This is a genomic window from Pseudomonas sp. ES3-33 (assembly GCF_000952175.1).
Classification (GTDB): Bacteria; Pseudomonadota; Gammaproteobacteria; order Pseudomonadales; family Pseudomonadaceae; genus Aquipseudomonas; species Aquipseudomonas gregormendelii.
The window spans coordinates 60023-84744 of sequence record NZ_JZRI01000046.1 but is presented as its reverse complement, the minus strand read 5'-3'; the positions used below and the strand labels follow the sequence as shown (position 1 = coordinate 84744).

At 60.1% G+C, this 24722-nt stretch carries 25 protein-coding genes; 13 read left to right on the top strand and 12 right to left on the bottom strand.

The window, feature by feature from the left end; genetic code table 11:
- Positions 1-22: 22 nt before the first annotated feature.
- Positions 23-955 carry a LysR family transcriptional regulator gene (locus UB23_RS07660; RefSeq protein WP_045058743.1) on the bottom strand — a complete coding sequence of 311 codons (933 nt, stop codon included), beginning with the start codon at positions 953-955 and terminating at the stop codon, positions 23-25.
- Between the two features lie 89 nt (positions 956-1044).
- Positions 1045-2229, bottom strand: coding sequence for a cyanate transporter (locus UB23_RS07655; RefSeq protein WP_045058742.1), 1185 nt, complete (start codon positions 2227-2229; stop codon positions 1045-1047).
- A 383-nt stretch (positions 2230-2612) separates the two neighbouring features.
- Between UB23_RS07655 and UB23_RS07650 the strand changes: the two genes are divergently transcribed.
- The 5 genes from UB23_RS07650 (at position 2613) to UB23_RS07630 (ending at position 8435) form a co-directional block, all read left to right on the top strand.
- Positions 2613-3995: a glutamine synthetase family protein gene (locus tag UB23_RS07650; protein WP_045058741.1), complete on the top strand. Its 1383-nt coding sequence runs from the start codon at positions 2613-2615 to the stop codon at positions 3993-3995.
- 167 nt (positions 3996-4162) lie between these two features.
- Positions 4163-5812, top strand: coding sequence for a phosphoethanolamine transferase (locus UB23_RS07645; protein ID WP_045058740.1), 1650 nt, complete (start codon positions 4163-4165; stop codon positions 5810-5812).
- A gap of 152 nt (positions 5813-5964) precedes the next feature.
- The gene (gene rnd, locus UB23_RS07640; RefSeq protein WP_045058739.1) at positions 5965-7098 is read left to right on the top strand and encodes a ribonuclease D; all 1134 of its coding nucleotides are present in this window, start codon (positions 5965-5967) and stop codon (positions 7096-7098) included.
- Positions 7095-7388 carry a YcgL domain-containing protein gene (locus UB23_RS07635; RefSeq protein ID WP_008036150.1) on the top strand — a complete coding sequence of 98 codons (294 nt, stop codon included), beginning with the start codon at positions 7095-7097 and terminating at the stop codon, positions 7386-7388. The genes rnd and UB23_RS07635 overlap by 4 nt, the downstream gene beginning before the upstream one ends.
- 114 nt (positions 7389-7502) lie before the next feature.
- A complete protein-coding gene (locus tag UB23_RS07630; RefSeq protein ID WP_045058738.1) occupies positions 7503-8435 on the top strand; it encodes a D-2-hydroxyacid dehydrogenase in 933 nt (310 codons plus the stop codon).
- 93 nt (positions 8436-8528) lie between these two features.
- On the opposite strand, the gene UB23_RS07625 is transcribed toward UB23_RS07630, so the two are convergent.
- Positions 8529-9122 (bottom strand): nitroreductase family protein, encoded by a 594-nt coding sequence (locus UB23_RS07625; RefSeq protein WP_045058737.1) that lies wholly within the window; start codon positions 9120-9122, stop codon positions 8529-8531.
- Positions 9123-9284: 162 nt separating this feature from the next.
- Here UB23_RS07625 and UB23_RS07620 point away from each other — a divergent pair, with 162 nt between their 5' ends.
- Together UB23_RS07620 and UB23_RS07615 are read left to right on the top strand one after the other, a co-directional pair.
- Positions 9285-9734: a YcgN family cysteine cluster protein gene (locus tag UB23_RS07620; RefSeq protein WP_045058736.1), complete on the top strand. Its 450-nt coding sequence runs from the start codon at positions 9285-9287 to the stop codon at positions 9732-9734.
- A gap of 26 nt (positions 9735-9760) precedes the next feature.
- Positions 9761-10990 (top strand): hypothetical protein, encoded by a 1230-nt coding sequence (locus UB23_RS07615; RefSeq protein ID WP_045058735.1) that lies wholly within the window; start codon positions 9761-9763, stop codon positions 10988-10990.
- 58 nt (positions 10991-11048) lie between these two features.
- On the opposite strand, the gene UB23_RS07610 is transcribed toward UB23_RS07615, so the two are convergent.
- The 4 genes from UB23_RS07610 to UB23_RS07595 form a co-directional block, all read right to left on the bottom strand.
- Positions 11049-11426 carry a YgaP family membrane protein gene (locus tag UB23_RS07610; RefSeq protein ID WP_045058734.1) on the bottom strand — a complete coding sequence of 126 codons (378 nt, stop codon included), beginning with the start codon at positions 11424-11426 and terminating at the stop codon, positions 11049-11051.
- Positions 11427-11518: 92 nt separating this feature from the next.
- Positions 11519-11989 carry an RNA methyltransferase gene (locus UB23_RS07605; protein WP_045058733.1) on the bottom strand — a complete coding sequence of 157 codons (471 nt, stop codon included), beginning with the start codon at positions 11987-11989 and terminating at the stop codon, positions 11519-11521.
- 120 nt (positions 11990-12109) lie between these two features.
- Entirely contained in the window at positions 12110-12484 is a 375-nt protein-coding gene (locus tag UB23_RS07600; protein WP_045058732.1) for a YajD family HNH nuclease, read from the bottom strand.
- A 50-nt stretch (positions 12485-12534) separates the two neighbouring features.
- Positions 12535-13221: a spermidine synthase gene (locus tag UB23_RS07595; protein ID WP_045058731.1), complete on the bottom strand. Its 687-nt coding sequence runs from the start codon at positions 13219-13221 to the stop codon at positions 12535-12537.
- 106 nt (positions 13222-13327) lie between these two features.
- Here UB23_RS07595 and UB23_RS07590 point away from each other — a divergent pair, with 106 nt between their 5' ends.
- On the top strand, positions 13328-13618 hold the full coding sequence (locus UB23_RS07590; RefSeq protein ID WP_045058730.1) for a hypothetical protein: 291 nt from the start codon (positions 13328-13330) through the stop codon (positions 13616-13618).
- Positions 13619-13768: 150 nt separating this feature from the next.
- Here UB23_RS07590 and UB23_RS07585 read toward each other — a convergent pair whose 3' ends face one another.
- Positions 13769-15823, bottom strand: a complete 2055-nt coding sequence (locus UB23_RS07585; protein ID WP_045058729.1) for a S9 family peptidase — start codon at positions 15821-15823, stop codon at positions 13769-13771.
- A 214-nt stretch (positions 15824-16037) separates the two neighbouring features.
- On the opposite strand from UB23_RS07585, the gene UB23_RS07580 reads away from it, so the two are divergent.
- The 3 genes from UB23_RS07580 to UB23_RS07570 are packed head-to-tail and all read left to right on the top strand — an operon-like array spanning position 16038 to position 17898.
- Entirely contained in the window at positions 16038-16535 is a 498-nt protein-coding gene (locus UB23_RS07580; protein ID WP_045058728.1) for a hypothetical protein, read from the top strand.
- A gap of 32 nt (positions 16536-16567) precedes the next feature.
- Complete coding sequence (locus UB23_RS07575) at positions 16568-17344, top strand: class II glutamine amidotransferase (protein ID WP_045058727.1); 777 nt, start codon at positions 16568-16570, stop codon at positions 17342-17344.
- Between the two features lie 11 nt (positions 17345-17355).
- On the top strand, positions 17356-17898 hold the full coding sequence (locus tag UB23_RS07570; protein WP_045058726.1) for a DUF2937 family protein: 543 nt from the start codon (positions 17356-17358) through the stop codon (positions 17896-17898).
- Positions 17899-18024: 126 nt separating this feature from the next.
- On the opposite strand, the gene UB23_RS07565 is transcribed toward UB23_RS07570, so the two are convergent.
- The 3 genes from UB23_RS07565 to UB23_RS07555 form a co-directional block, all read right to left on the bottom strand.
- On the bottom strand, positions 18025-19203 hold the full coding sequence (locus tag UB23_RS07565) for a vWA domain-containing protein (protein WP_045058725.1): 1179 nt from the start codon (positions 19201-19203) through the stop codon (positions 18025-18027).
- 32 nt (positions 19204-19235) lie between these two features.
- Positions 19236-20081, bottom strand: coding sequence for an AAA family ATPase (locus UB23_RS07560; protein ID WP_045058724.1), 846 nt, complete (start codon positions 20079-20081; stop codon positions 19236-19238).
- 147 nt (positions 20082-20228) lie between these two features.
- Positions 20229-21305: a DUF748 domain-containing protein gene (locus tag UB23_RS07555; protein ID WP_045058723.1), complete on the bottom strand. Its 1077-nt coding sequence runs from the start codon at positions 21303-21305 to the stop codon at positions 20229-20231.
- Positions 21306-21432: 127 nt separating this feature from the next.
- Between UB23_RS07555 and cysK the strand changes: the two genes are divergently transcribed.
- Both cysK and UB23_RS07545 read left to right on the top strand, forming a co-directional pair.
- Complete coding sequence (gene cysK / locus UB23_RS07550) at positions 21433-22407, top strand: cysteine synthase A (RefSeq protein ID WP_045058722.1); 975 nt, start codon at positions 21433-21435, stop codon at positions 22405-22407.
- A gap of 297 nt (positions 22408-22704) precedes the next feature.
- Positions 22705-23643, top strand: a complete 939-nt coding sequence (locus UB23_RS07545) for an aspartyl/asparaginyl beta-hydroxylase domain-containing protein (RefSeq protein WP_045058721.1) — start codon at positions 22705-22707, stop codon at positions 23641-23643.
- A 145-nt stretch (positions 23644-23788) separates the two neighbouring features.
- Here the strand turns inward: UB23_RS07545 and UB23_RS07540 are convergent, their stop codons facing one another.
- Positions 23789-24682 (bottom strand): DMT family transporter, encoded by an 894-nt coding sequence (locus tag UB23_RS07540; protein WP_045058720.1) that lies wholly within the window; start codon positions 24680-24682, stop codon positions 23789-23791.
- Positions 24683-24722 lie beyond the last annotated feature (40 nt).

Sequence of the window (24722 nt, the reverse complement as noted above, 5' to 3'; positions counted from 1 at the left end):
AGTGTGAGCCCTGGTCCTTGCGCTACTTGCTCTGCCGGTCACATGCCAGATCGATCTGCTCGCGTAACCAGGCATTAGCGCCATCTTTCTCCATTCCCTGATGCCACTGCATATCCAGGCAAAAACCTGGCAACCCAACCGGCGCTGCGCAACACCCAAACCCGCCATCGCCAGCAAGCAACTGCTGAATCCGCTTCGGCAACATCACAATGAACTCCGTCCCCTTGATCATCTTCAACGCCGCGCCATAACTGTTGGCCCGCGCTACGATCTGGCGACTGCGCCCCTGTTGCGCCAGCCAGCCGTCGACCATGTTGCTGCTGGAAGTCCACGGGGTGGGGAACACGTGGCGGCGTTCGACGAGTTCGTCCAGGCTCAACCGGGGCTCGCCGGGGGCGGCGGGTTTGTCGAAGACGCAGACCAGTTGATCTTCCAGCAGCGTCGCCGACTTGATGTCGCCGTGGCTGCGATGGAAGTTCGGGCCGAAGCAGATCACCAGGTCGAGGCTGCCGTCGCGCAGGGCTTGGGCCGGGATGTCGGATTCGAGTTTGTGCACGTTGACGGTCACCGGCCAGTCGGCAAACGCGAAGTGCTTGAGCAGGCGTGGCAGGATTAGTTGTTCGAAATATTCCGGGGCGCACAGGTTGAAGGTGGTTGGCCGCAGGGCGGGGTCGAAGGTCGTTGAGCCGGCTTGGCACAGGTTGATGTGTTCGAGGACTTTCAACACGTGCGGGTACATGCTGTCGGCTTTGTAAGTGGGCTGCATGCCGGAACGACTGTAGAGGAACAACTCATCGGCAAAAGCCGCGCGAAGTTTTTTCAGGCAGTAGCTCACAGTCGACTGGCTGACGCACAGGGCTTCGGACACGGCGGTGACGTTGTGTTGCTGGTACACGGCAACGAACACCATGAGGTCCTGCATGTCGAGCTTTCTAAGTACGTTGCTGTTGAGCATCCATTGCGTCTCGCAGTCCTTGTTGCGCAGGTGGGCGCAACGGTCTGCGAAGGATCCTAACGGATCGACGGATTCAGGAGAATCGTCCTTCAGTGAATGTGTCGAGCGTAGTGCCGGGGATCGAAGCGCAGGACCATCAGGATCATCAGTGCCACGACGGCAGTCAGGGCCCACCAGGCCCACTCGAAGCTGCCCAGATGATCGCGAATCATACCCGCGAGCAGCGGCGAGACACCGGCGATCAGGTAGCCGATGCCCTGCACGAACGCGGTCAGGCTTCCCGCACGTTGCGGGTTGTCCAAGTGATCCATGGACACGATCAGGCTCATTGGAAACAGCCCGCCAATGCCCAGCCCCAGCAGGCATGGCCACATCAGGCTCAGGTGCTGCGGGCTGAGGATCAGCCCGCAGAAACCCGCCATGATCAGTCCCAGCAACACCACCAGCACCAGGCGGCGGTCACGGCTGCGGTTGGCGATGGCCGGGGTGGCCAGGCCGGACAGCACTTCCATGGCTGTCAGGAAACCCAGAAGCAAGCCGGCGTCCTGTTCGCTCCAGCCTTTTTCCACATAATACGGCGCCAACCAGGCCAGCACGCAAGTGTAGGACGCGGTGCCCAGGCCAAAGAAGATGGCGAGCAGCCAGGCGCGGGAATTGTTGAAAAAAGACTGCCTGGTGGCCGACTTTGATTCGATCAGCGATTGCTGCGCGGGCTGTGCCATCCAGAAAATCAGGGCGACCACCGCGAGCGCGGCCCAGACTGCCAGGCCGACTCGCCAGCTACCAGTGCGAATCATAACCAGCGGGGCAAAGGCGGCGGCGATGGCCGCGCCGCCCATGATCGAGGTGACATAGAGGCCCATGCACAGGGCGACGTTGTCCCTGAAACGCGACTTGATCAGGGCTGGCATCAACGCCTGAATCAGGGCAATGCCCACGCCTGCCAGCACGGCGCTGAGAATCAGTTCGGCTGCGGAGTCGAGGAACAGTCGTGATGCGGTAGCCACACCGATGATCAGCAGGGAAAGGACCACGGTCCGTTGTTCGCCCAGGCGCTGGCTGACGCGGATGCCGAAGAACATCGCCACACCCATCGCCATCACCGGGAGCATGGTCAGCAGCGACGCCAGACTGAAACTCAGTTCAATGTCCCCACGAATCGCCGACAGCAACGGGCCGATGGCGGCCATGGAGGGGCGCAGGTTGAGCGCAATCAGGACGATGGCAAACATTAGTAGAAGGGCGGGGCGGGCGGTGGTGCGGACGGTTTCCATGGATCGGACCTTGAATGAGCAGGTGCCGATTAAGCAGGCGCGAGTTGGCGGGCGGCAAATCAGAAAGTCGGCTTTGGTATTTGGAAATTAAATAGTGCTGATTGTTTAGCCAACCCACACCCAAGGTTCTTCAAATGCCGATTTAATACCCCAACCACCCGTGTGACGCTGCTGTTATCTGTTTTGCACGGTTTGTCCTATGGACGGTTGTCCCGTCACACTTCCTTCCGAACTGGCCTTCTGGGCGCTGTGGCACTGCCGTCACGCGCGCCCGCCGGATTTCTGCGTTCTGCGTTGATTCATCAATAACCGGTCCCGGCTCGTTTCGGGATCAATCGGGCAGCGCGTGCGCGCTTGCCTGACACGCAAACAAGAGAAATCCCATGAGCAGTGCCACGACCGCCTTCGCCACACAGCAGGAAGCCCTGACCTTTCTGGAACAGAATCCGGACATCGAGATGTTCGAGTTGTTTATCCTCGACAACAATGGAGTACCACGGGGCAAGTTGTTGCACCGCGATGAGCTGCTGGCGGTGTACGCCACTGGCCGTCCGCTGCCGAGCACTATCCTTGGTCTGACCATCAATGGCGATGACGTGGAAAACTCCGGGCTGGTGTGGGACGTGGGTGACATCGATTGTCGCGCCTACCCGGTCAGCGGCAGCCTGACGCGCATGCCGTGGCGCTTGATTCCGACGGCGGCGGTGCAGGTCAGCATGCACCCCACCGAAGGAATGCCGGCGACCATTGCCGACCCGCGGCATCTGCTGGCCAAAGTGATTGAGGGCTTGCAGGCCGACGGTTATTACCCGGTGATGGCGGCGGAACTGGAGTTTTATCTGCTGGATCAGCAGCGCGACGGTAACGGACGCCCACAGCCGGCGCGGGACGTCGACGGCGGTCGCCCACGGGGTACTCAGGTCTATGGCCTGCGCGAGCTGGAGCAGATTGAGCCGTTCCTGGCCGATCTCTACAGCGCCTGTAAACTCCAGGGCATTCCGGCGCGTACGGCGATTTCCGAATACGCGCCCGGGCAGGTGGAAATCACCCTCGAACACCGCACCGATGCGCTGCAGGCCATGGACGAAGCGGTGCGCTACAAGCGGCTGGTCAAGGGTGTGGCGCACAAGCACGGGATGACGGCGTGTTTCATGGCCAAACCGTTCGATGACCTGGCGGGCACCGGGATGCACATGCACGTCAGCCTGGCGGACTGCGAGGGTAACAACCTGTTTGCCAGCGAAGCGGCGGACGGCACGCCGCTGCTCAGGCATGCGGTCGGCGGCATGCTCAGCACCTTGCTGGATTCGTTGCTGTTGTTTTGCCCGAATGCCAATTCCTATCGCCGCTTTCAGACCAACAGCTACGCGCCGCTGGCCGCTACCTGGGGCGTGGACAATCGTACGGTCAGCTTGCGCGTGCCCGGCGGCCCGGCGTTTTCCCGGCATATCGAGCATCGCATTTGTGGCGCTGATGCCAACCCGTACCTGGCGGCGGCGGCGATCCTGGCCGGTATCCATCGCGGCATTCTTGAACAACTCGACCCCGGGGCGCCGGTGGAAGGCAATGGCTATGCCCAGGCCAAGGAATTACTCCCCACTGACTGGCTGACCACCCTGCGCGCGCTGGAAGCGTCGAGTTGGGCGCGGGAGGCGTTCGGTCCTGAGTTCCTCGGGGTTTACCTGGCGGTTAAACGGGCCGAGTACCGGCAATTCATGGGCGAGGTCGGCGAACAGGACTGGCGCTGGTACTTGCACCAGGCCTGAATCATTCTCAAATACACTGCAAGTTTGACCCCTGTGCCATTAGCCAACTAATCGTTGGCTAATTTTTCACAAAAAATTGATGGTTGGCTGCCTAGAGTTAACGTCGCCGGGATAAATGATTTTTTCACATTTGTCCCAGGCGCCTCTCTTCAGAAACTGCCGAAATCATGTTGAAGTTAAAAGCCGTTCGCCCCGAGTGGGTGACACTTGCTGCCAGTGTCTTTTTATTAACAGGTTTTAATTTCGTACTGTGGCAGCACCTGGCCGAGATTACCGCCAACGACGGCCAGGGGCTGGCGATGCGGATCGCGTTCGGGGTGATGATCCTGGCGGCCTTCAACATCGTGCTGACGTTGCTGGCGTTTCGGCCTGTCCTGAAACCTGCACTGACGCTGATCTTCCTGTGCAGCGCCGGGGTGGCGTACTTCATGAGTCAATATGGCGTGCTGATGGACATTGGCATGCTGCGTAACTTTGCCCAGACCAACGCAACGGAAGTTCGCGATTTACTGTCAATTAAGTTGCTGGCTTATATATTGTTGCTTGGGGTTTTACCCTCCTGGTTGTTGTGGAAACTGCCTGTCAATTATCGGCGTTGGCACCGCGAGCTATTAAGCAAAGGTTTGGTAAGTGTGGCCTCGGCTGCGGTCATTGGAGCGATTGCGCTTATCAACTATCAAGGCCTGTCCTCCTTGTTTCGCAATCACCATGAATTGCGCCTGATGGTGGTGCCAAGTAATTACATTGCTGCCTCGTTTGGCTTTATTAAGGAGCAGGTGGTGACGGCACAGCGCCCCTTTGTGAAGATTGGCGAAGACGCCCAGCGCAACCCTGCCTGGCAAACCCACGGCCGCAAATCACTGACGGTGCTGGTGGTGGGCGAAAGTGCCCGGGCGGAAAACTTCGGCATTCTTGGGTACGGTCGCGATACCACGCCCAAACTTGGTAAGGAGGCGGGCCTGATCGCATTCACTGATGTGCATTCCTGCGGCACTGAAACGGCTGTCTCCGTGCCGTGCATGTTTTCCAACATGGGCCGCAAGGGTTACAACGCAAGCCAGGCAAAGAGCGAAGAGGGCCTGCTGGATGTGCTCAAGCGGGCAGGGCTGGACGTAATCTGGCGTGACAATCAGTCGGGATGCAAAGGCACCTGCGACCGCGTCACCTTTGAAGACGTCAGCAATCTGCAGACGCCCGGCTTATGCGCCAGCAGTGAATGCCGCGATGAAATCCTGCTGCAGGGCCTGCAGCATTTCATCGACTCCCTGGACAAGGACACCGTGCTGGTGTTGCACCAGATGGGCAGCCATGGCCCGGAATACTTCAAGCGTTACCCCAAGGAATACGAACACTTCACCCCTGTTTGCGAAAGTAATGCGCTGAACAATTGCAGTCGCGAAAGTATCATCAATGGCTACGACAACACCCTGGTGTATACCGACCATGTCCTGTCTTCGCTGATCGACGTATTGCGCAGCAATCAGGACAAAGTCGACACGGCGATGCTCTATCTGTCGGATCACGGCGAATCCCTGGGTGAGTACAACCTGTTCCTGCATGGCACGCCTTACATGCTCGCACCGGACCAGCAAAAGCATGTGGCGATGCTGGCCTGGTTCTCCGACAGTTATCAGAAGTCGTTTTCGGTGGACACTCACTGCCTGCAGCTAAGTCGTGACAAACCCCTGAGTCAGGACAACCTGTTTCACTCGATGCTGGGCCTGCTGGAGGTCAACAGCAAGGTCTACGACCAGGACCTGGATATGTTTGCCGGCTGTCGCGGTGCGGTGATCGATGGAGTGCTGGCTAAACAGTAGGGCAAGCGAAGCGGCCTGCACCCCGTAAACCTCCGCCCGTCAGACATTTCTTGCCGTCATGTACATCTTTTCGCTAAAGCTCTTGTTCAGTGGAGGCGCGGAAATCGCCGGGGGCGATATATACTGCGCGCCATTCTTCAAGGGAGAGCCGTGTGGCCATCGATATTCATTGGATTCGCGACAACGATAGCCTCGGTCGCTTTTGCGCCGAATGGCAGCAACTGCCCTACGTTGCCCTCGACACCGAATTCATGCGGGTCGACACCTTTTACCCGATTGCAGGCCTGCTGCAGATCGGCGATGGCGTACGCGCTTACCTGATTGATCCGTTGACCATCGACAACTGGCAGCCGCTGGCCGCATTGCTGGAAAACCCGGCGGTGGCCAAGGTGGTGCACGCGTGCAGCGAAGACCTCGAGGTGTTGCTGCGCCTGACCGGCAGTCTGCCGGCCCCGCTGTTCGACACTCAACTGGCGGCCGCGTACCTGAACCTGGGCTTCTCCATGGGTTATTCGCGGCTGGTGCAGGAAGTGCTGGGGATCGACCTGCCCAAGGGCGAGACTCGTTCGGACTGGCTGCAACGTCCACTTTCCGACACTCAGATCAGCTACGCCGCGGAAGACGCCCTGCATCTGGCGGAAGTTTTCGTACGGCTGCGTCCGAAGCTGTCTGAAGACAAATACAACTGGGTTCTGGAAGATGGTGCCGAACTGGTCGCCAACTTGCGTCGGGAGATCGATCCGTACGAGGTCTACCGCGAAGCCAAGCTGGCCTGGAAGCTGTCCCGTGCCCAACTGGCCGTGTTGCGTGAATTGTGCGCCTGGCGCGAGCGCGAAGCCCGCGCCCGTGATCTGCCGCGCAACCGTATCGTGCGCGAGCATTCCCTGTGGCCGCTGGCGCGTACCCAACCGGACAGCCTGGGCGCGCTGGGCAAGATCGAGGACATGCACCCGCGTACCGTGCGTCAGGACGGCGAGTTTCTGCTTGATCTGATCAAACGCTCAGGCAGTGTGTCGCCTGATCAATGGCCGCCTGCCGTGCCTGAGCCCTTGCCGGTGGACGCTGCCGTGCTGGTCAAGCAACTGCGTGCGATCGGCCAGGCCGAAGCCGAACGCCTGAACATTGCGCCGGAACTGATGCTGCGCAAGAAAACCCTGGAAGCCTTGCTCAAGAGCGGCTTTCCCAATGGTCCCTACCAATTGCCTGATTCGCTGCGTGGCTGGCGCCGCGAATTGATGGGCCAGGCGCTGCTCGACAGCCTGGCCACCGCCGGAGAACAGCCTTGAAACGTATTTGCTCCATTTATCGAAGCCTGAAAAAGAACGAGATGTATCTCTATGTGCTCAAGAGCGATGCCCTGGAGCGCGTTCCGGAAAGCCTGATGGCGGCGTTCGGCAAGCCGCACCACGCGTTCGACCTGGTGCTCACGCCTGAGCGCAAGCTGTCGCGCGAGGACATCACGGTGGTGCTGGAAAACCTCGACAAACAGGGTTACCACCTGCAAATGCCGCCCGCTGAAGACGAGTACATCGAGCACCTTCCGGAAGAGTTGCTGCGACGCAACGACCCGATGTAATCGGCCAAGGCTGCGAGCTTCCCTGAAACACTGGAATTGATATCTGGCGATGACCGCGCGATGGAGGCTGACTCCAGCGGCGGTTGTCCGCACTGTTTTCGAAAGGTTTGAACCATGCGCGTTCTGATTGCTGAACACGACCATCCTGTGTACGCCCAACTGTTGCGCCAGGCCGCGCCTGAGCTGGAAGTGCTGACCAGTGGTGACTCCGCCGAACTGGCCAGCCAGGCTGCCGACTGTCCGGTCTGGCTGGGCCAGCCGGATCTGCTGGCCAACCTGCTGCGTCAGGGCCACCAACCACAATGGCTGCAGTCGACCTGGGCGGGAATCACACCGCTGCTCGCCGACGGCTTGCCACGGCACTACCGTCTGACCCGGGCGGTGGGGATTTTTGGCCAGGTCATGGCCGAGTACGTACTGACCTATCTGCTGGGTCACGAGCGCGAGGTGCTGCCGCGCCTGGTCAGCCAGGTCGAGCGCAAGTGGGACAGTCGCCAGGGCCAGAGCCTGGCGGGTCGCAAGGTGTTGATCGTCGGCACTGGCGACATCGGCCAGACCGTTGCCCGTTTTCTGCAGCCCTTTGGCGTCGAGTTATACGGCATCGCCAGCGAAGCTCGCGAGCAGGCACCATTTGTCGAGGTCGGCACCCTGTCGGACCTGCCTCGGCTGGTGGGTGAAGTGGATTACGTGATCAACCTGTTGCCGAACACGCCTCACACCCACGATCTCTACGATGCTGCGCTGTTCAAGCAATTCAAGCCCACCGCGTTGTTCCTCAATGTGGGTCGTGGAGTCGCGGTAGTGGATGCCGATCTGGTGGAAGCCTTGAAGGAAGGGCATCTGGCCGGCGCGGTCATCGACGTCTGCCGCCAGGAGCCATTGCCGCAGCGGCATCCGTTCTGGACAGCGTGGGGCTTGCTGCTGACCGGCCACAGCTCGGCACCGACCTCACCTTCGATGATGGTGCAACTGTTCGTCGAGAATCTGCGGGCGTACCAGGCGGGCGAAGCGTTGCGCGGGGAAGTGGATTTCAGTCGCGGGTATTGAGTCGTCTCCAAAAAGGTCGCAGCCTGCGGCAACTCCTACAGGGCCATGTGTTGTCCACCTGTAGGAGCTGCCGCAGGCTGCGATCTTTTGCTTTTAGAGGGTGAAATCACCCTCAGCCGCCAACTCGGCCAACGGCCGACGCGGGCTTGGCAACTCGCGTGCCTGCAGGTATTCCGCCAGGGTCGCCTTATCCCCCAACTTGCCCACAGCCACCGCCGCGTGCAGGGCATAACCCTCGGGGATGTTCAGTTCCTTGCGGGTCAGCGCCTGGTCAAACCCGGCCATGCCGTGAGTGTGCCAACCGCTGATGCTCGCTTGCAGGGCCAGATGCCCCCAGGCCGAACCGGTGTCGAACGTGTGCCACAGCGCCGGGGTTTCTTCACTGGCGCCCGGGGCGGTGAAGCTGGTCTTGGAGATCACAATGATCAGTGCCGAGGCGTGTTGCGCCCAGCTGCGGTTGAATTCGTTCAGCAGGCCGAGGTAACGCTCCCAGTTTGGCGTGTCGCGACGTGCGTACAGGAACCGCCACGGCTGCGAGTTGTAGGCCGAGGGCGCCCAGCGTGCGGCTTCGAAGAAGCTCAGCAGGGTTTCCTCGGGAATGGCTTCGCCGGTGAATGCGCGGGGCGACCAGCGGTCGGTGAACTGCGGGTGGATAGCGTAATCGGCAACACGCGGGTTGGCACTCATCGACAGATTCCTTGCTTGGTATGAAAGTGGGCGACGCAAAACCCTACGTGGCGGCGTCAAAACTGACAAGTGAGTTCTACCGGCAGTCGCCAATGCTTGGCCCGCAGGGCGTGTGGCACTAGACTGGCGGCCTTTTCACCACCTGATGTCGATGCTCGAACCATGGCCGCCAAAGTCGAACCGTTCTGGATAAGCAAAACCCTCGATCAACTCGATCAAGAGGAATGGGAATCGCTGTGCGACGGCTGCGGCCTGTGCTGCCTGCAAAAGCTCGAAGATGAAGATGACAACAGCGTCTATTACACGCGAATCGCCTGCAAGTTACTGGATTTGAAGACCTGCCAGTGCAGTGATTACCCGAACCGTCGAGCTTCGGTGCCAGACTGCATCCAGCTCACGCCTGGCAAGGCCGACGAGTTCAAATGGCTGCCGCCGACCTGCGGTTACCGCCTGGTCAGTGAGGGCAAGGACCTGCCACTCTGGCACCATCTGGTCTGCGGTGATCGCGATGCGGTGCACCATGAACGCATTTCACAATCAGGGCGCATGCTGGCCGAAGGCAGCGTGGCCGAAGACGATTGGGAAGACCATCTGATTTTCCGCGCGGGTTGATTGTCCGCTCGCCACAAGGAGAGTGTATGGCTGTGGGATTGCGCCAGGCGTTGGCGGTGGGGCTGCTGGCCCTGAGTTCATCGGTGTGGGCGGCGAAGAAAGTCGATCTCGATTACCACGTGCGCCTGTTGCCGCAAAGTGACGAGGCCGAGGTGCGGCTGACACTCGCCCAGGGATCTACCGTCCGTAGCCTGGATTTCGACCTGGGCGATGGCAGCCATTACAGCGACTTCAAAACCGACGGCCAGTGGCAACTCGTGCCGGGCAAGCAAACGCGCGGCATTTGGCGACCGGCTGCCGACAAGTCCAGCCTGACCTATCGTGTGCGCATCAGTAATGGTCGCAAGGGCGGCAGCTTCGAGACGCGCATGACGCCCACCTGGGCGCTGATGCGCGGTGACGATCTGGTGCCCGCTGCCAGGCTCGATCAGCAGGACGGCATCGAGCTGGTGTCTCGCCTTGAATTCGAGTTGCCGACGGGCTGGAACAGCGTGGAGACCGCCTGGCCGCGGATCGGCCGGAACAAATTCCGCATTGATAACATCTCCCGGCTGTTCGACCGACCCACAGGATGGATGCTCGCCGGCCACCTGGGGACTCGTCGCACACGACTTGGGGAAACCGAGGTCACGGTGGCGTCTCCCCAGGGGCAGGGCATGCGGCGTATGGATGTGCTGACGCTGCTGACATTCATCTGGCCCCAGGTCCAGGCGATGTACCCTCGGCATCCGACCAAACTGCTGATCGTCGGCGCCAGCGACCCTATGTGGCGCGGGAGTCTGGCCGCACGTGAATCCATATACCTCAACTCCCGGTTGCCGCTGGTCAGCGAAAGCGGCAGCAGTGCACTGGTGCGCGAATTGGCCCAGCTGTTTGCACGCATCAATGATAAGCAGCGCAGCGACTGGATCAGTGAGGGGTTCGCCGAGTACTACGCCATCGAACTGGTGCGCCGGGCGGGCGGTATGAGCGATGAGCGGTATGCCAGCTTGCACAAAAAATTGGCGCGAGAGGGTGAGAAGGTGAAGACCCTGCGCGGCGAGCAGGTCGATTCGGCGCAGATTGGCAGGGCGGTGTTGCTGCTGGGGGAGCTGGACCAGGAGATACGCATCAAGACCCGCAACAAGCGCTCGCTGGACGATGTGCTGCGCGGGGCGATGCGATTGGAAAGTGTGGATACCAGGGAATTTGTGCAGTTGGCCGAGAGTGTGATTGGCGAGCCTTCCAAGGTTTTGGATACTGAGTTGCTCCAGTAAATCTAAAGATCGTCCGGACGCGGTCCGAGCCTTCGGACGATCTTTTGCTCTTAAACCCTTAAACCCCAGTCTTCGGCGAAACCAGCGAATCATTGCCAGTCACAGTAGCCGTACTGGTCGCTGCCTCGGCGTTCTTCTTCAACTGGGTCAATTCTGCCCCGGCGCGCTCGATCTTCGCCCGCACGTTGTTCATGTCCTGGCGACTCTTTTCCAGCAGGCTCTTGGCCGAACTGTGCCCGGTGATACCGCGGGCCAGGGCCACGCCGCCGATCGCCACCTGGATCAAGCCAAAAATCCCGCCGCGACGCAGGCCTTTGCCCATCATCACCACGCCACCGGCGAGTGAGCCGATGCGTTCCCAACCGTGAACGTTCTGCTCGGGGTAGGTTTGGAACGGGGTGGATTCAATGCGCTGTACGCGTTTGAGTTCGCTCATGATCTGTCTCCTGGCTGGATGGACTGCTTCAAGAATAGATAATTAAGCTGACTGCCATCGCGGGCGGCTTGTTCCATCGGATGTGCAGCAATTTAGCGGAATTTCGCCCCGGAGCGGGTGTTCAGGCCTTTGGCCATGCGGTCGTAGAGCACCACGTTAACGGTTGCTGCGAGGTTCATGCAGCCGGTTGTCGGGATGTAGACCACGTCTTCACACCAGTCACGTATCTCTTTGTCCAGCGAGCCGTCTTCCGGGCCGAAAATGTACAGGGCGCGATCGGGATGGGTGTACTCAGGCAGGGCGCGGGCACCTTCGACCAGTTCAACCGCAACCGGGACGCAACCCAGGGGCAGGATTTTTTTCAGGTCATCGATGCCAATCAGCGGAATATCGTAGTGGACCCGCTTGGTGTCGGTGACGAAATCAGCGGCGCGTTCATAGCGCTTGCCGGTGTAGAAAACCGAGGCCACGCCATAGCAGCCGGCTGCGCGCATGACCGAACCGACGTTTTCCGGTGACTTGGGGTTATACAAACCAATGCAGCTGTACCGTTTGTCTGCCACGAGCGGGGTGCCTTCGGGAAAAAACGGCGATTATACGGGGATTGGGGCAGGGGTGCTGGTTTGGAGCACTGTGGTGGACGGGCTTGCTCGCGAAGGGGCCAGCCCAGTCTATGACTACCTTCAGTCTTCCTTCTTCATCAACCCTGCCAGCGCCGCAAACGGGTTATGCGTCGCCTTGGCGATTTTCGGCGAGCTCAACGAACCCTCGCTGAAGTACTGCTGGTCGGTGTACCGCGAGTGCTCATTGTCATGGCAATACAGGCACAGCAGCTCCCAGTTCGAGCCGTCCTGGGGGTTGTTGTCGTGGTTATGGTCACGGTGATGCACGGTCAATTCACTAAGGCGCTTACCGGAAAATTCTCGGGTGCAGCGGCCACACACGTGCGGGTACATCTTCAGGGCCTTGTCGCGGTACCCCATTTCCTTGTCGCGCTGGTTATCGGCGAGGATGCGGTCCAGCTTCGAGGTGTTGGTCGGGGTTGTTGACGAACTCATGGGTTCACCTTTGTAAAAAAGACTGATGACGGTTATGAACAGAGTTTAGCTCAGCCCTTGAGCTTCTCGGCAATCCAGATGGTGTGGCGGGTGCCTTTGTTGCCGTGGGCAAAGACCTGGACTTCCTCGGCCTTGAACCCGGCCTTCTTCAGTTTGTCGGAAAACTGCCGGTCGGCACTCGCCGACCATACGGCCAGCACGCCTTTGGGCCGCAGGGCCTTGGCGCATGCGCTCAAGCCGCCAGCGGAGTACAGCCAGCTGTTGGCCTTCTGGGTCAGGCCTTCGGGGCCGTTGTCGACGTCCAGCATGATTGCATCGAAGCCCTGAGGTTCGGCCTGCAGCACTTTGGCGACATCTTCCAGGCGAATCACCGTGCGCGGGTCGAGCAGCGGGTTACCGGATTTTTCGCCCAGCGGCCCACGGTTCCATTCGACCACGCCTGGCACCAGTTCGGCGACCACCACTTCAGCCGTCTTGCCCAGGTGCTTGAGCGCCGAGGCGAGGGTAAAGCCCATGCCCAGACCGCCAATCAAGACCCGCGAATTCGGCCGTCCGGCGACTTTGCGGCAGGGGATTTCAGCCAGCGCATCCTCGGAGCCGTGCATGCGGGTGTTCATCAACTGGCCGCCGTCACCCCCCTGGATCTTGATGACGAAGTCCTCGCCGTACTCGAACAGGCACAGGGCACCGCCATTTTCAGGGATGGGGGTGGTGTCGAGCAGTACGAAACGTTTCATGTGGCTCTCTTGAAAAATTGGCTTGAGAAGAATTGGCATGGGGGAGGGCAAACGCGCGCAGTTGGGAGTAGCCTGAGACCAGACAACAAGGCTAACGGAGCCATTGATGAAGCGCACCATTCTAACGGTCATTGCCTTGGCCGCGCTCTCGATAACTGCAGTGCAGGCCCAGGAGCTGCAAACCATTCCCACCAGCCCTGTGCCAATGCCCGGTTCACCGGGCACCGCGACACCGACTCCCTACCCACAGATCACCCCGACCAGCGTGCCCAAGGCGGGCCCTGGCAGCGGCAGCGCGCCGTTGTTGCCGCCGATCGAAATGCCCAACCCGCCCAAGGACCAGACGTTGCCGGGCCTTGAGCAAAACAGCACCAAAATCAAATCCCCCGGCGGCTAACCAACGGTTGTAGCCGCTGGCCAACTGTGGGAGCCAAGCTTGCTCGCGATAGCGGGGTGACAGTCAGCATCAATGCTGGATGCGAAACCGTCATCGCGAGCACGCTGTGCTCCCACTTCGCCAGTGGCTACAGGAAAAAGCCCAGGGGTGTCAGGCGATGCCCAGCACCTTGAACACGAATGCGTATTCGAGCGCCACATCGCGCAAGCCCTGGTAACGCCCGCTCATCCCGCCATGCCCGGCTCCCAGCTCAGTCTTGAGCAGCAGTGGATTGGCGTCGGTCTTGGTGGCGCGCAACTTGGCCACCCACTTCGCAGCCTCCCAATACTGCACGCGGCTGTCGTTGTAGCCGGCAATCACCAGGGTGGCTGGATAAGCCTGGGCGGTAACGTTTTCGTAAGGTGCATAAGCCTTGATGCGTTCGTACACCTCGGGTTCTTCAGGGTTGCCCCACTCGTCGTACTCGGTGACCGTCAACGGCAGATCCGGGTCGAGCATGGTGTTAAGCACGTCGACGAACGGCACTTCGGCGATGGCCGCGCCAAACAGCTCGGGCCGCTGGTTGAGCACCGCGCCGATCAACAGGCCGCCGGCGCTGCCGCCGCTGATCGCCAACTGCGGGGCGGTGGTGTAGCCATTGGCAATCAAGTGCTCGGCGCAGGCGATGAAGTCGCTGAAGGTATTGTGCTTGTGCTCCTGCTTGCCTGCGCGGTACCAGGCTTCACCGAGTTCGCCGCCGCCGCGCACGTGGGCAATGGCGAACGCGACTCCGCGATCCAGCAGGCTCAGGCGCGCGTGGGAGAACCATGGGTCGAGGCTTTCGCCATATGCGCCGTAGCCGTACAAGTACAGTGGAGTCGGTTGGCCCAGGGCCTCACGCTTGACTACCAGGCTGATCGGCACCTGTGTGCCGTCGGGTGCCGTTGCCCACAGGCGCTGGCTGACGTAGGCATCGGCGTCGAACGGGCCGAGTACCGGGGTTTGCTTGAGCACCTGCTGCTCACCCGTGGCGAGATCCAGCTGGCGGATCTGCGCCGGCCGGTTCAATGCTTCGTAGCGCAGGCGGATCCGCTCGCTGGCGAACTCCAGGCTGTTCTGCACGTGAAGGCTGTAGGCCGCGTCGGGCAATTGCACGCGGTAGCTGGGCAGATCCTGTGGGTGCACTTCAATCACCGGCAGCCCGCCGACCCGCAGGCTCAAGGTCATGGCTGCGGCATTAAGGCTCATGCCATCGATCATCGTGAGGTGGCTGTGGGGAATCAGGTTTTGCCATTGTTCCTCGGTCGGGGCCACACCCGTGTCGTCAGCGTGGTACAAGGCGAAGTTGATGCCGTCGCGGTTGGTGCGGATAAACCAGCTCCACTGGCCATCAAGCGCGCCGTGGTCGACATCGTACTCATGGCCTTCCCGGCGCGGCGCCACGCAAGTGAAGCCTTGTTGTGGCTGCGCGGCATCCAGCACCCAGACTTCGCTCGTGGTCTTGCTGCCCAGCGCCAGGAGCAGTTGCAGCTCGGAACTGGAGCGGTAGCAATGCAGGAAGAATCGCCCGTCCGGTTCATGGAACACTTCTTCGGCCGCCGTGCCGTCGAGCCGGTAGCGGTATAGCTTGTGCGGGCGATGGGTGTCGTCAAGCTCGCCGAAGAACAGGGTCAGGCTGTCGTTGGCCCAGGTCATGCTGCCGTCACAGTCCTCGAACTCCAGTTCGCTGACGCGACCATTGGACAATTCCTTCACGAACAGCGTGTAGATCTCATCGCCCGTGGAGTCAATGCTGTAGGCCAGGCGCTGGTGGTCCGGGCTGATGCTGAACGCGCCCAGGGAAAAGAAGCCACCCTTGGCCAGTGCGTTGGGGTCGAGCAGCAGTTGTTCCTGGCTTTCGTCGAGCTGCAGGCTGTCATCGGCCGGGCGCGGGCAACGGTAATGACGCGCGTACTCGTCACCGGCAGTGGTGCGGGTGTAATACAGGTACGGGCCCCAGGGGGAGGGGAGGGACAGGTCGGTCTCGAGGATCCGGCCCTTGATCTCTTCGAACAGGCTTTCACGCAGCCCGGCCTGATCGGCGGTCTGTGCTTCCTGATAATGGTTTTCAGCCTTCAGATAGTCGAGCACCGGGCCGGTGTCGCGTTCCTGCAGCCAGGCATACGGGTCTGGACCTTCAGCCTTGTGGGCAATGGGTGCGTCTTGAATGTTGGCGGATGGCGGCATGAAGGGCTCTCGGACGATGTACGGAATAGGGCTGTGCAGGCACTGTCTGTTGGGTTGCAGCACTGCGGGAGCAAAGCTTGCTCGCGATTGCGCACCAGCATTCACAATCGATTTCGATTGGGCTGACGTCATCGCGAGCAAGCTTTGCTCCTACAGGAGACAAGCCGGACGTGCGAAAAGTCGTTACTATAAGCGCCTCTTTGCCTGCCTTGCCATGGACACCATGACCGAGAACGACTATCTGATCGCCTGGGGCCTCTACGCCTTTGCCGCTTTGGGCTGCCTGCTGGTATGGATGCGCATGACCCGCTGGATGTGGCGTTGGCTGCGCGAGCCGCTGCGGCTGCTGGTGGCTGTGTTGCTGTTCAGCCCGACCGTGGTCGATCCGGTGAAGGCCAAAGTGGCCCCAGCCGTCGCCATCACCGCTCTGGACCTGATGTTCAAGGTGGGTAACAACGCCTGGCGAGCAATCAGCGACCTGTTTATGTACGGGATGCTCGCCTTCGGCGTCTATCTGGTTTACGTGGCGATCCGTTTCGCCATGGAACGCTCAGCCAGGGCCCGCAAGGCCCAGGCCGATGCTGCCAAGGCTGCCGCCCGGGCCGACGAGCCTGAAGACGAGCACCTGTTCGGTGGTGCCGGCGATGATCGCTATGGTCGGCCCCCGGTACCCGGCAACCCCCAGCGTTTGCGGGTCGAACCCCGTCTGTAGACGTGCCCCCGCCTTTCATCGAGAGTCCGAGCATGTGTGAGTTATTGGGCATGAGCGCCAATGTCCCGACCGATATCGTGTTCAGCTTTACCGGGCTGATGCAGCGCGGCGGGCGTACCGGCCCGCACCGTGACGGTTGGGGCATCGCTTTCTACGAAGGTCGTGGATTACGGTTGTTCCAGGACCCGGCCGCGAGCTGCGAGTCTGAGGTCGCCAACCTGGTGCAGCGCTATCCGATCAAGAGCGAAGTAGTGATCGGGCACATCCGCCAGGCCAACGTCGGCAAGGTCTGCCTGTCCAATACTCATCCGTTCGTCCGCGAACTGTGGGGACGCAACTGGTGCTTCGCGCACAACGGCCAGCTTGCCGATTTCCAGCCAATCACCAGCTTCTACCGCCCAGTGGGCGATACCGACAGCGAAGCGGCGTTCTGCGACCTGCTCAACCGGGTGCGCGCCGCGTTTCCGGAGCCGGTTGAAGTTGAAGCGTTGCTGCCCGACCTGGTCGCAGCCTGCGCCGAATACCGCAGCAAGGGCGTATTCAATTGCCTGCTCAGCGACGGCGACTGGTTGTTCTGCTATTGCTCGAGCAAACTGGCCCAGATCACCCGCCGAGCCCCCTTTGGCCCGGCGCGGTTGAAGGATGTTGATGTGATCGTCGATTTCCAGGCGGAAACCACGCCCAATGACGTGGTCACGGTGATCGCCACCGAACCGCTGACCGAAAACGAAACCTGGACCCGCTACGAACCGGGCCAATGGAGCCTATGGCGACGCGGTGAATGCGTCAGCCAGGGCAAGACCGCATAAGGATCTTCCCGATGTTGCTCAGTTATCTACGGCTGGTGTTGTTCGCGGCGGGCCTGTTGATCGGGGTGCAGGTGCCGGGGTTCATCAATGATTACGCCAAGCGGGTCGAGGCGCATCTGATTGAGGCGCAGACCGGCCTCAGCGGTTTCCAGGGCACGGCCAATCAGTTCTTCAAGGGCGACATGCAAGCGCTGGTGAACCACTACCGCGCCAGCGAAGACCCGATTTTCCGCAGCGATGCCGACAGTCTGAGCGCCATGCTCACTCGCCAGCTGGCCCTCGATAAGCAATTCCAGGCCATGCAAGGCCCGTGGTACATCCGCGTACTGCAGGTCGCCCTGGCCGCTGATCCGGACATCCGCAAGGAAACCTGGAACGGCTACAGCTACCAGATTCTGCTGACGCCGGAAGCGATGATCTGGGGCATGAGCGGCGCGTTGTTGCTGTCGTTTGGTATCGAGTGCCTGTTCCGGCTGATTGATTGGGTGGTGCTGGGCGGCAAGCGTCTGCGCCAGAGCCGGCCGATTGAAGACCGGGATGTGCGCGGGCTCTGAGATCAAGAGCTAGGCCCGGCAGAAAGCATCGCGAGCAGCCTCGCTCCTACACTGGATCTGCGATGCAGCAGAAGTCCAGTGTGGGAGTGAGCCTGCTCGCGATAAGGCCCGTCCAGGCAACACAAGCTACTTGGACAAATACCGCATCCCTTCCTCCAGCCCGCGCAACGTCAGCGGGTACATCTGGTCGTCGATCAGGTCCCGCACAATATTGGTCGAAGACGTATAGCCCCAAGTGTCCTTCGGATACGGATTGATCCAGATGACCTTCTTGTACTTCTCCATGAAACGCTGCATCCACACGTAACCGGCTTCTTCGTTCCAGTGTTCGACGCTGCCCCCGGCCTGCGTGATTTCGTAAGGGGCCATCGCCGCATCCCCGATAAAAATCACTTTATAGTCGGCGCCGTACTTGTGCAGCAGGTCCTGGGTTGACGTGCGCTCGGAGGTGCGACGCATGTTGTTTTTCCACACCGACTCATAAACGAAGTTATGGAAGTAGAAGTACTCCAGGTGTTTGAACTCGGTCTTGCAGGCCGAGAACAGTTCCTCGCAGATCTTCACGTGGGCGTCCATCGAACCGCCGATGTCGAACAGCAGCAACAGTTTGACCGTGTTGCGCCGCTCCGGACGCATCTGGATATTCAGCAACCCGGCATCGCGTGCGGTGTGGTCGATGGTGCCGTCGATGTCCAGCTCTTCGGCCGCACCCTGGCGGGCGAATTTGCGCAGCCGGCGCAGTGCGACCTTGATATTGCGCGTGCCCAGTTCCACCGAATCATCGAGGTTCTTGTATTCGCGCTGGTCCCAGACCTTGACCGCCTTGCCCTGGCGCTTGCCCGCATCCCCGACGCGAATTCCTTCTGGGTTGAAACCGCCGGAACCGAACGGGCTGGTGCCGCCAGTGCCGATCCACTTGTTGCCACCGGCATGACGTTCTTTCTGTTCTTCGAGGCGCTTCTTGAATTCCTCGATCAGCTTGTCCAGGCCACCGAGGGACTGGATCGCCGCGCGCTCTTCGTCCGTCAGCGAGCGTTCGAACTCCTTGCGCAGCCAGTCCTCAGGAATCAATGCCTGCAGGTGGTCATCGAGCTTTTCCAGGCCGTTGAAGTACGCACCGAAAGCGCGGTCAAACTTGTCGAAATGCTTTTCGTCCTTCACCAGAATCGCGCGGGACAGGTAGTAGAACTCGTCCATGTCGGCGAAGGTCACCCGCTGTTTCAGCGCGTTGATCAGGTCCAGCAGCTCACGCACCGAGACCGGCACCTTGGCTGCGCGCATTTCATTGAACAGGTTGAGCAGCATGGCTATCGCCCTCTATCTTGTTAAAAGAGGGATCAGCGGGAGCCGCGACGGCTCATGAACGCCAGGCGTTCTAGCAGCTGTACGTCCTGTTCGTTCTTCACCAAAGCGCCGGCCAGGGGCGGAATGGCCTTGGTTGGATCGCGTTCGCGCAGCACGGCTTCGCCAATATTGTCGGCCATCAGCAGCTTCAGCCAGTCGACCAGTTCCGAGGTCGACGGCTTTTTCTTCAGGCCCGGCACCTTGCGCACATCGAAAAACACGTCCAGCGCCTCGCTGACCAGGTCCTTCTTGATGTCCGGGTAATGCACGTCGACGATCTTCTGCAGCGTGGTGCGATCCGGGAACGCGATGTAATGGAAGAAGCAGCGGCGCAGGAAGGCGTCCGGCAACTCTTTTTCATTGTTGGAGGTAATGATGATGATCGGGCGCTTCTTGGCCTTGATGGTCTCGTCGATTTCGTAGACGTAGAACTCCATCTTGTCGAGTTCCTGGAGCAGGTCGTTGGGGAACTCGATATCGGCCTTGTCGATCTCGTCGATCAGCAGGATCACCCGCTCATCGGACTCGAACGCCTCCCACAGCTTGCCCTTTTTCAGGTAGTTGCGCACGTCGTGAACCTTGTCGGTTCCCAGTTGCGAATCACGCAGGCGACTGACCGCGTCGTACTCGTACAGGCCCTGGTGGGCCTTGGTGGTGGACTTGATGTGCCAGGTGATCAGCTTGGCACCGAAGGATTCGGCCAGTTGCTCGGCAAGCATGGTCTTGCCAGTGCCCGGCTCGCCCTTGACCAGCAGTGGCCGCTCCAGGGTGATGGCGGCATTGACCGCCAGCTTCAGGTCATCGGTGGCGACATAAGCCTGGGTGCCTTCGAACTTCATCTACTAATCCTCGAACGGTGACGCCGGCCTGAGCTAAGCAGGGCGGGACGGGCGAATTAAATGTGATGCCCGACTATAACGCGCAGGCCGGTCGACTGTGAACGCAGACGGCTTATTCAGTCTCTGAATGGAGAGTCACCGGATGACTCAACCCGCATCCGGCTTCGGTCGCTCATAGCGGGCATTAAACGCCTGGACGAATCCGTTGCGCAAAATCTGCAAAAACGCCTGGAAGGCGTTGATATCTTGCCGATGCACGTTGCCGCTCAGCTCGACCCGGGTGGCGAACTGGTTCTTGACCTGGTTTTTCAGCACCGTCTCCGAACCGCCAACGATGGCTTCCCAGACAGAGCGGAACAGGCCCTTGTCCTTGTTTTCAACGTCCTGTTGCCAGTTGAACACGTCGACATCCTTGAGCAGTGGCTTGATGTAACCCTTGAGTCGACCCTTGTTGGCTTCGGCTTCGATGACCACGTCGCCATGGCCTGCATTGAAGTCGAACTTGCCATAGGCAGAGGCGAAATCGTTCATGCGCTTGAGTTCGATGTCCCGCGCCCGCAAGCGGAAGTCGAAGTCTTCGAAGTTGCTCAACGGGTCGAAGGTCGCCGTGGTTTCCAGCGGTGCATGGCCGAGCAGCAGGGCCTTGCCCTCGAAGCGTGCGTCACGCCGGCCATCGGTATCTACCACGTTGGTCAGGTTATAGATGCTGGCATTGACCTGGGTGGCGTTCATGTTCACCGGTGGCTTGGAATTGAAGTTGCGAAAGCTGATCTTGCCGTCGTTGATCTTTATTTCGTTAAAGGTGATGGGCGCCAATTTGCTCAGTTGAGCGCGCCAGTCAGTGCCCTGACCCGTCTGCGAGTTCTGTTTGTTGGCGCCGCCGTCGACGAAATTCACTTCGGGATTAAAGAACTGCACCTCGGCCACGACTGCGTGGTCGTACCACAACGAGTGCCAGCTGACGGACAGGTCGATCAGCGGCGCGTTGACGAACGGCACCGGAACCTTGCCGTCGACCTTGACGATTTTCAGCCCGTTGATCTTGTAGGCGCCGCGCCACAGCGCCAGGTCGACGTCGGTGATCTGGCCGCGGTAGTCGCCCATGTCGGCCAGTTTCTCGTTCAGGTAGTCACGTACCATGTAGGGCAGGGCGATGTGCAGCGCAACCAGCAGCACCACGAGCCCGGCAATGATCCATAGCGGCCAACTGTAACGACGTTTCATGAGGACAATTCTCCAGCGGTGTAAAGCCATTGACTACTGTTGCAGCAGGACGTTCGACCCGACTGGACGACCACGAGCAACAGGCTTACCTTGGAGCGCTATTTCAATGCTGTATAAGGACCCAGCCATGAGCCGTATCTTCGCTGACAACGCCCATTCCATCGGCAATACGCCCCTGGTACAGATCAACCGGATCGCCCCGCGCGGCGTAACCATCCTGGCCAAGATCGAAGGACGCAACCCCGGTTACTCGGTCAAGTGTCGGATTGGCGCCAATATGATCTGGGACGCCGAAAGCTCCGGAAAACTCAAGCCTGGCATGACCATCGTCGAACCCACCTCGGGCAACACCGGGATCGGCCTGGCGTTCGTTGCCGCGGCCCGGGGCTACAAACTGCTGCTGACCATGCCGGCCTCCATGAGCATCGAGCGACGCAAGGTGCTCAAGGCCCTGGGCGCTGAACTGGTCTTGACCGAACCGGCCAAGGGCATGAAAGGCGCGATCGAAAAGGCCGCCGAAATCGTCGCCGGCAATCCCTCCACTCACTTCATGCCTGCGCAGTTCGAGAATCCGGCGAACCCGGCGATTCATGAGAAGACAACCGGGCCGGAAATCTGGAATGACACCGACGGTGCGGTCGACGTGCTGGTAGCGGGAGTGGGAACCGGTGGAACTATCACCGGGGTTTCGCGGTATATCAAGAATACTCAGGGCAAACCGATTATCTCGGTGGCCGTGGAGCCGATGGTCTCGCCAGTTATTACCCAGGCGCTGGCCGGTCAGGAGATCAAACCGAGCCCGCACAAGATCCAGGGAATCGGTGCCGGTTTTGTACCCAAAAATCTAGACCTGTCGATGGTCGACCGGGTCGAACTGGTGACCGATGAAGAATCCAAGGCCATGGCTTTGCGCCTGATGCAGGAGGAAGGCATCTTGTGTGGTATCTCCTGCGGAGCGGCGATGGCCGTCGCGGTGAGACTGGCCGAGACACCGGAGATGCAGGGCAAGACCATTGTGGTAATCCTGCCTGATTCCGGTGAGCGTTATCTGTCGAGCATGTTGTTCAGTGATCTGTTCACCGAACAGGAAAACCAGGCGTAACAAGCATCATCACTATTTTTTTGGAATGTGCCTTTGTGGGAGTGAGCAGGCTCGCTCCCACAGGTTGCAGGTTGCAGGTTGCAGGTTGCAGGTTGCAGGTTGCAGTGGGGTGCGGGGCTTGACCCAAGTCAGCCCCCGTTCAGCAACCCTGTGCTACTAAGTAATTTGTTACTGAATCCTTAACACTGAATGTCGAAATTTGCGGGTGTTTCCCGAGGCCGGTAGTGACTATCATGGCCGGCTGCCACGTCGGGTAAATGGCGTTGTGCAGAGTTGCCTATTATCAAGGAGTTGTTGATGACCTTTTCCTTTGCCGCGAAGGCATCTTTGTTGCTGCTGTTCCTGGGCAGTACCCTCTATGTGCATTTGCGCGGCAAGGCACGACTGCCGGTCCTGCGTCAGTTCGTCAATCATTCGGCATTGTTCGCCCCGTACAACGCCTTGATGTACCTGTTCTCCGCAGTGCCATCCAAACCTTACCTGGACCGCAGCAAGTTTCCAGAACTGGACGTGCTCAAGGACAACTGGCAAGTGATTCGCGAAGAGGCGATGCACCTGTTCGACGAGGGTTACATTCGCGCCGCCGAGAAGAACAACGATGCGGGTTTCGGCTCATTCTTCAAGAAGGGCTGGAAGCGTTTCTACCTCAAATGGTACGACAAACCCCTGCCTTCAGCCGAGACGCTGTGCCCTAGAACCGTGGCACTGGTCAGCAGCATTCCCAACGTCAAAGGGGCCATGTTCGCCTTGCTGCCCGGTGGCAGCCACCTGAATCCTCACCGTGATCCATTTGCAGGTTCGTTGCGCTATCACTTGGGACTGTCGACGCCCAATTCGGATGCATGCCGGATCTTCGTCGACGGCCAGGAGTACGCCTGGCGCGATGGCGAAGACGTGATGTTCGATGAGACTTACGTGCACTGGGTAAAGAACGAGACTGACCAGACTCGGGTAATCCTGTTCTGTGACATCGAGCGACCGCTGAGCAACCGCCTCATGACCCGGATCAACCGTTGGATCAGCGGGTTGCTGGGCCGTGCTACCGCGCCGCAGAACCTGGATGACGAGCGGGTGGGCGGGATCAACCAGGCCTATGCCTGGAGCAAGAATTCCAGCGATAGATTCAGTGGCGTGATCAAGCAGTGGAAGCGGCGTAATCCCAAGGCCTACAGGGTGCTGCGGCCGGTGTTGGCGGTGGTGGTGTTGGGGTTGCTGGGGTATTGGCTGTTCGGCTGAAGCCGTCCGTGAAGCCCCGAACACTTTCATTTTGCAATGATGACCGGTCCCACAGGTGGCTTCAGTGATCCACAGGTATGTGTTCACAGGAGAACCAATGTGGGAGCGGGCTTGCCCGCGATGGCATCATCAGCCTTGAACAAATCTACCGGCCAGCCCCCCTGGCCGGTTTCAACACCAGCCACAACGCCACGGCAATCAACATCCCGCCATAGACATGTGCCATCGACAACGGCTCATCGAGCAACAACGCCCCCCACAACACCCCGAATGGCGGGATCATGAAGGTCACCGTCATCGACTTCACCGGCCCGACTGAGGTCAGCAGGCGGAAGTAAATGATGTACGCGAAAGCCGTGCACCCCAGGCCCAATCCCAGCAGCGATAACCAGACATTCCAGCCGCCCCAGCTCAGCGGTGGCTGGGTGATCACGCTGTAGCCGAACAGCGGTAACAGAAACAAGGTCGCCCCGAGCATGCTGCCCAGCGCCGACAGACGGCTGTCGAGGCCGCCGGCCTGATCCAGCCAGCGCCGCGCGAGAAACCCGGCGAAACCATAGCAGGTGGTGGCGAGCAGGCAGGCGAGGGCGCCCATCAGCAATTGCAGGTCGAACGCCACCGGCCCGGCACGGGTCAGGATGCCGACGCCGAACAGACCGAGAAACACTCCGCCCAATTTTGCCGAAGTGAGTTTTTCACTGAAGAACAGCCCGCCGATCAGCACGCCCATCAACGGCGTGGTGGCATTGAAAATCGCCGAGTAGCCCGCCGGCAGCACCTGCGCTGCAACCGAATAGAGGGTCGCCGGAATGCCGGAGTTGATCACCCCGAGCAGCATCACCGTCTTGAGTTTGCCCTTGAAATCCCAGCTGATGCGCATCAGTCCCAGAATCACCAACAGCCCGGCGGCGGCGATCGACACCCGCAAGAACCCGGTGGGCACGGTGCCGATGACCGGGGCGATGATGCGCATGAACAGAAAGCTCGCACCCCAAATGGCCGCCAACGACAGCATGCGAAAAATATCGACGGGGTTCACGGCACGTTCCTTCCTTGATTGGCGCGCAAGTGTCGCGCCA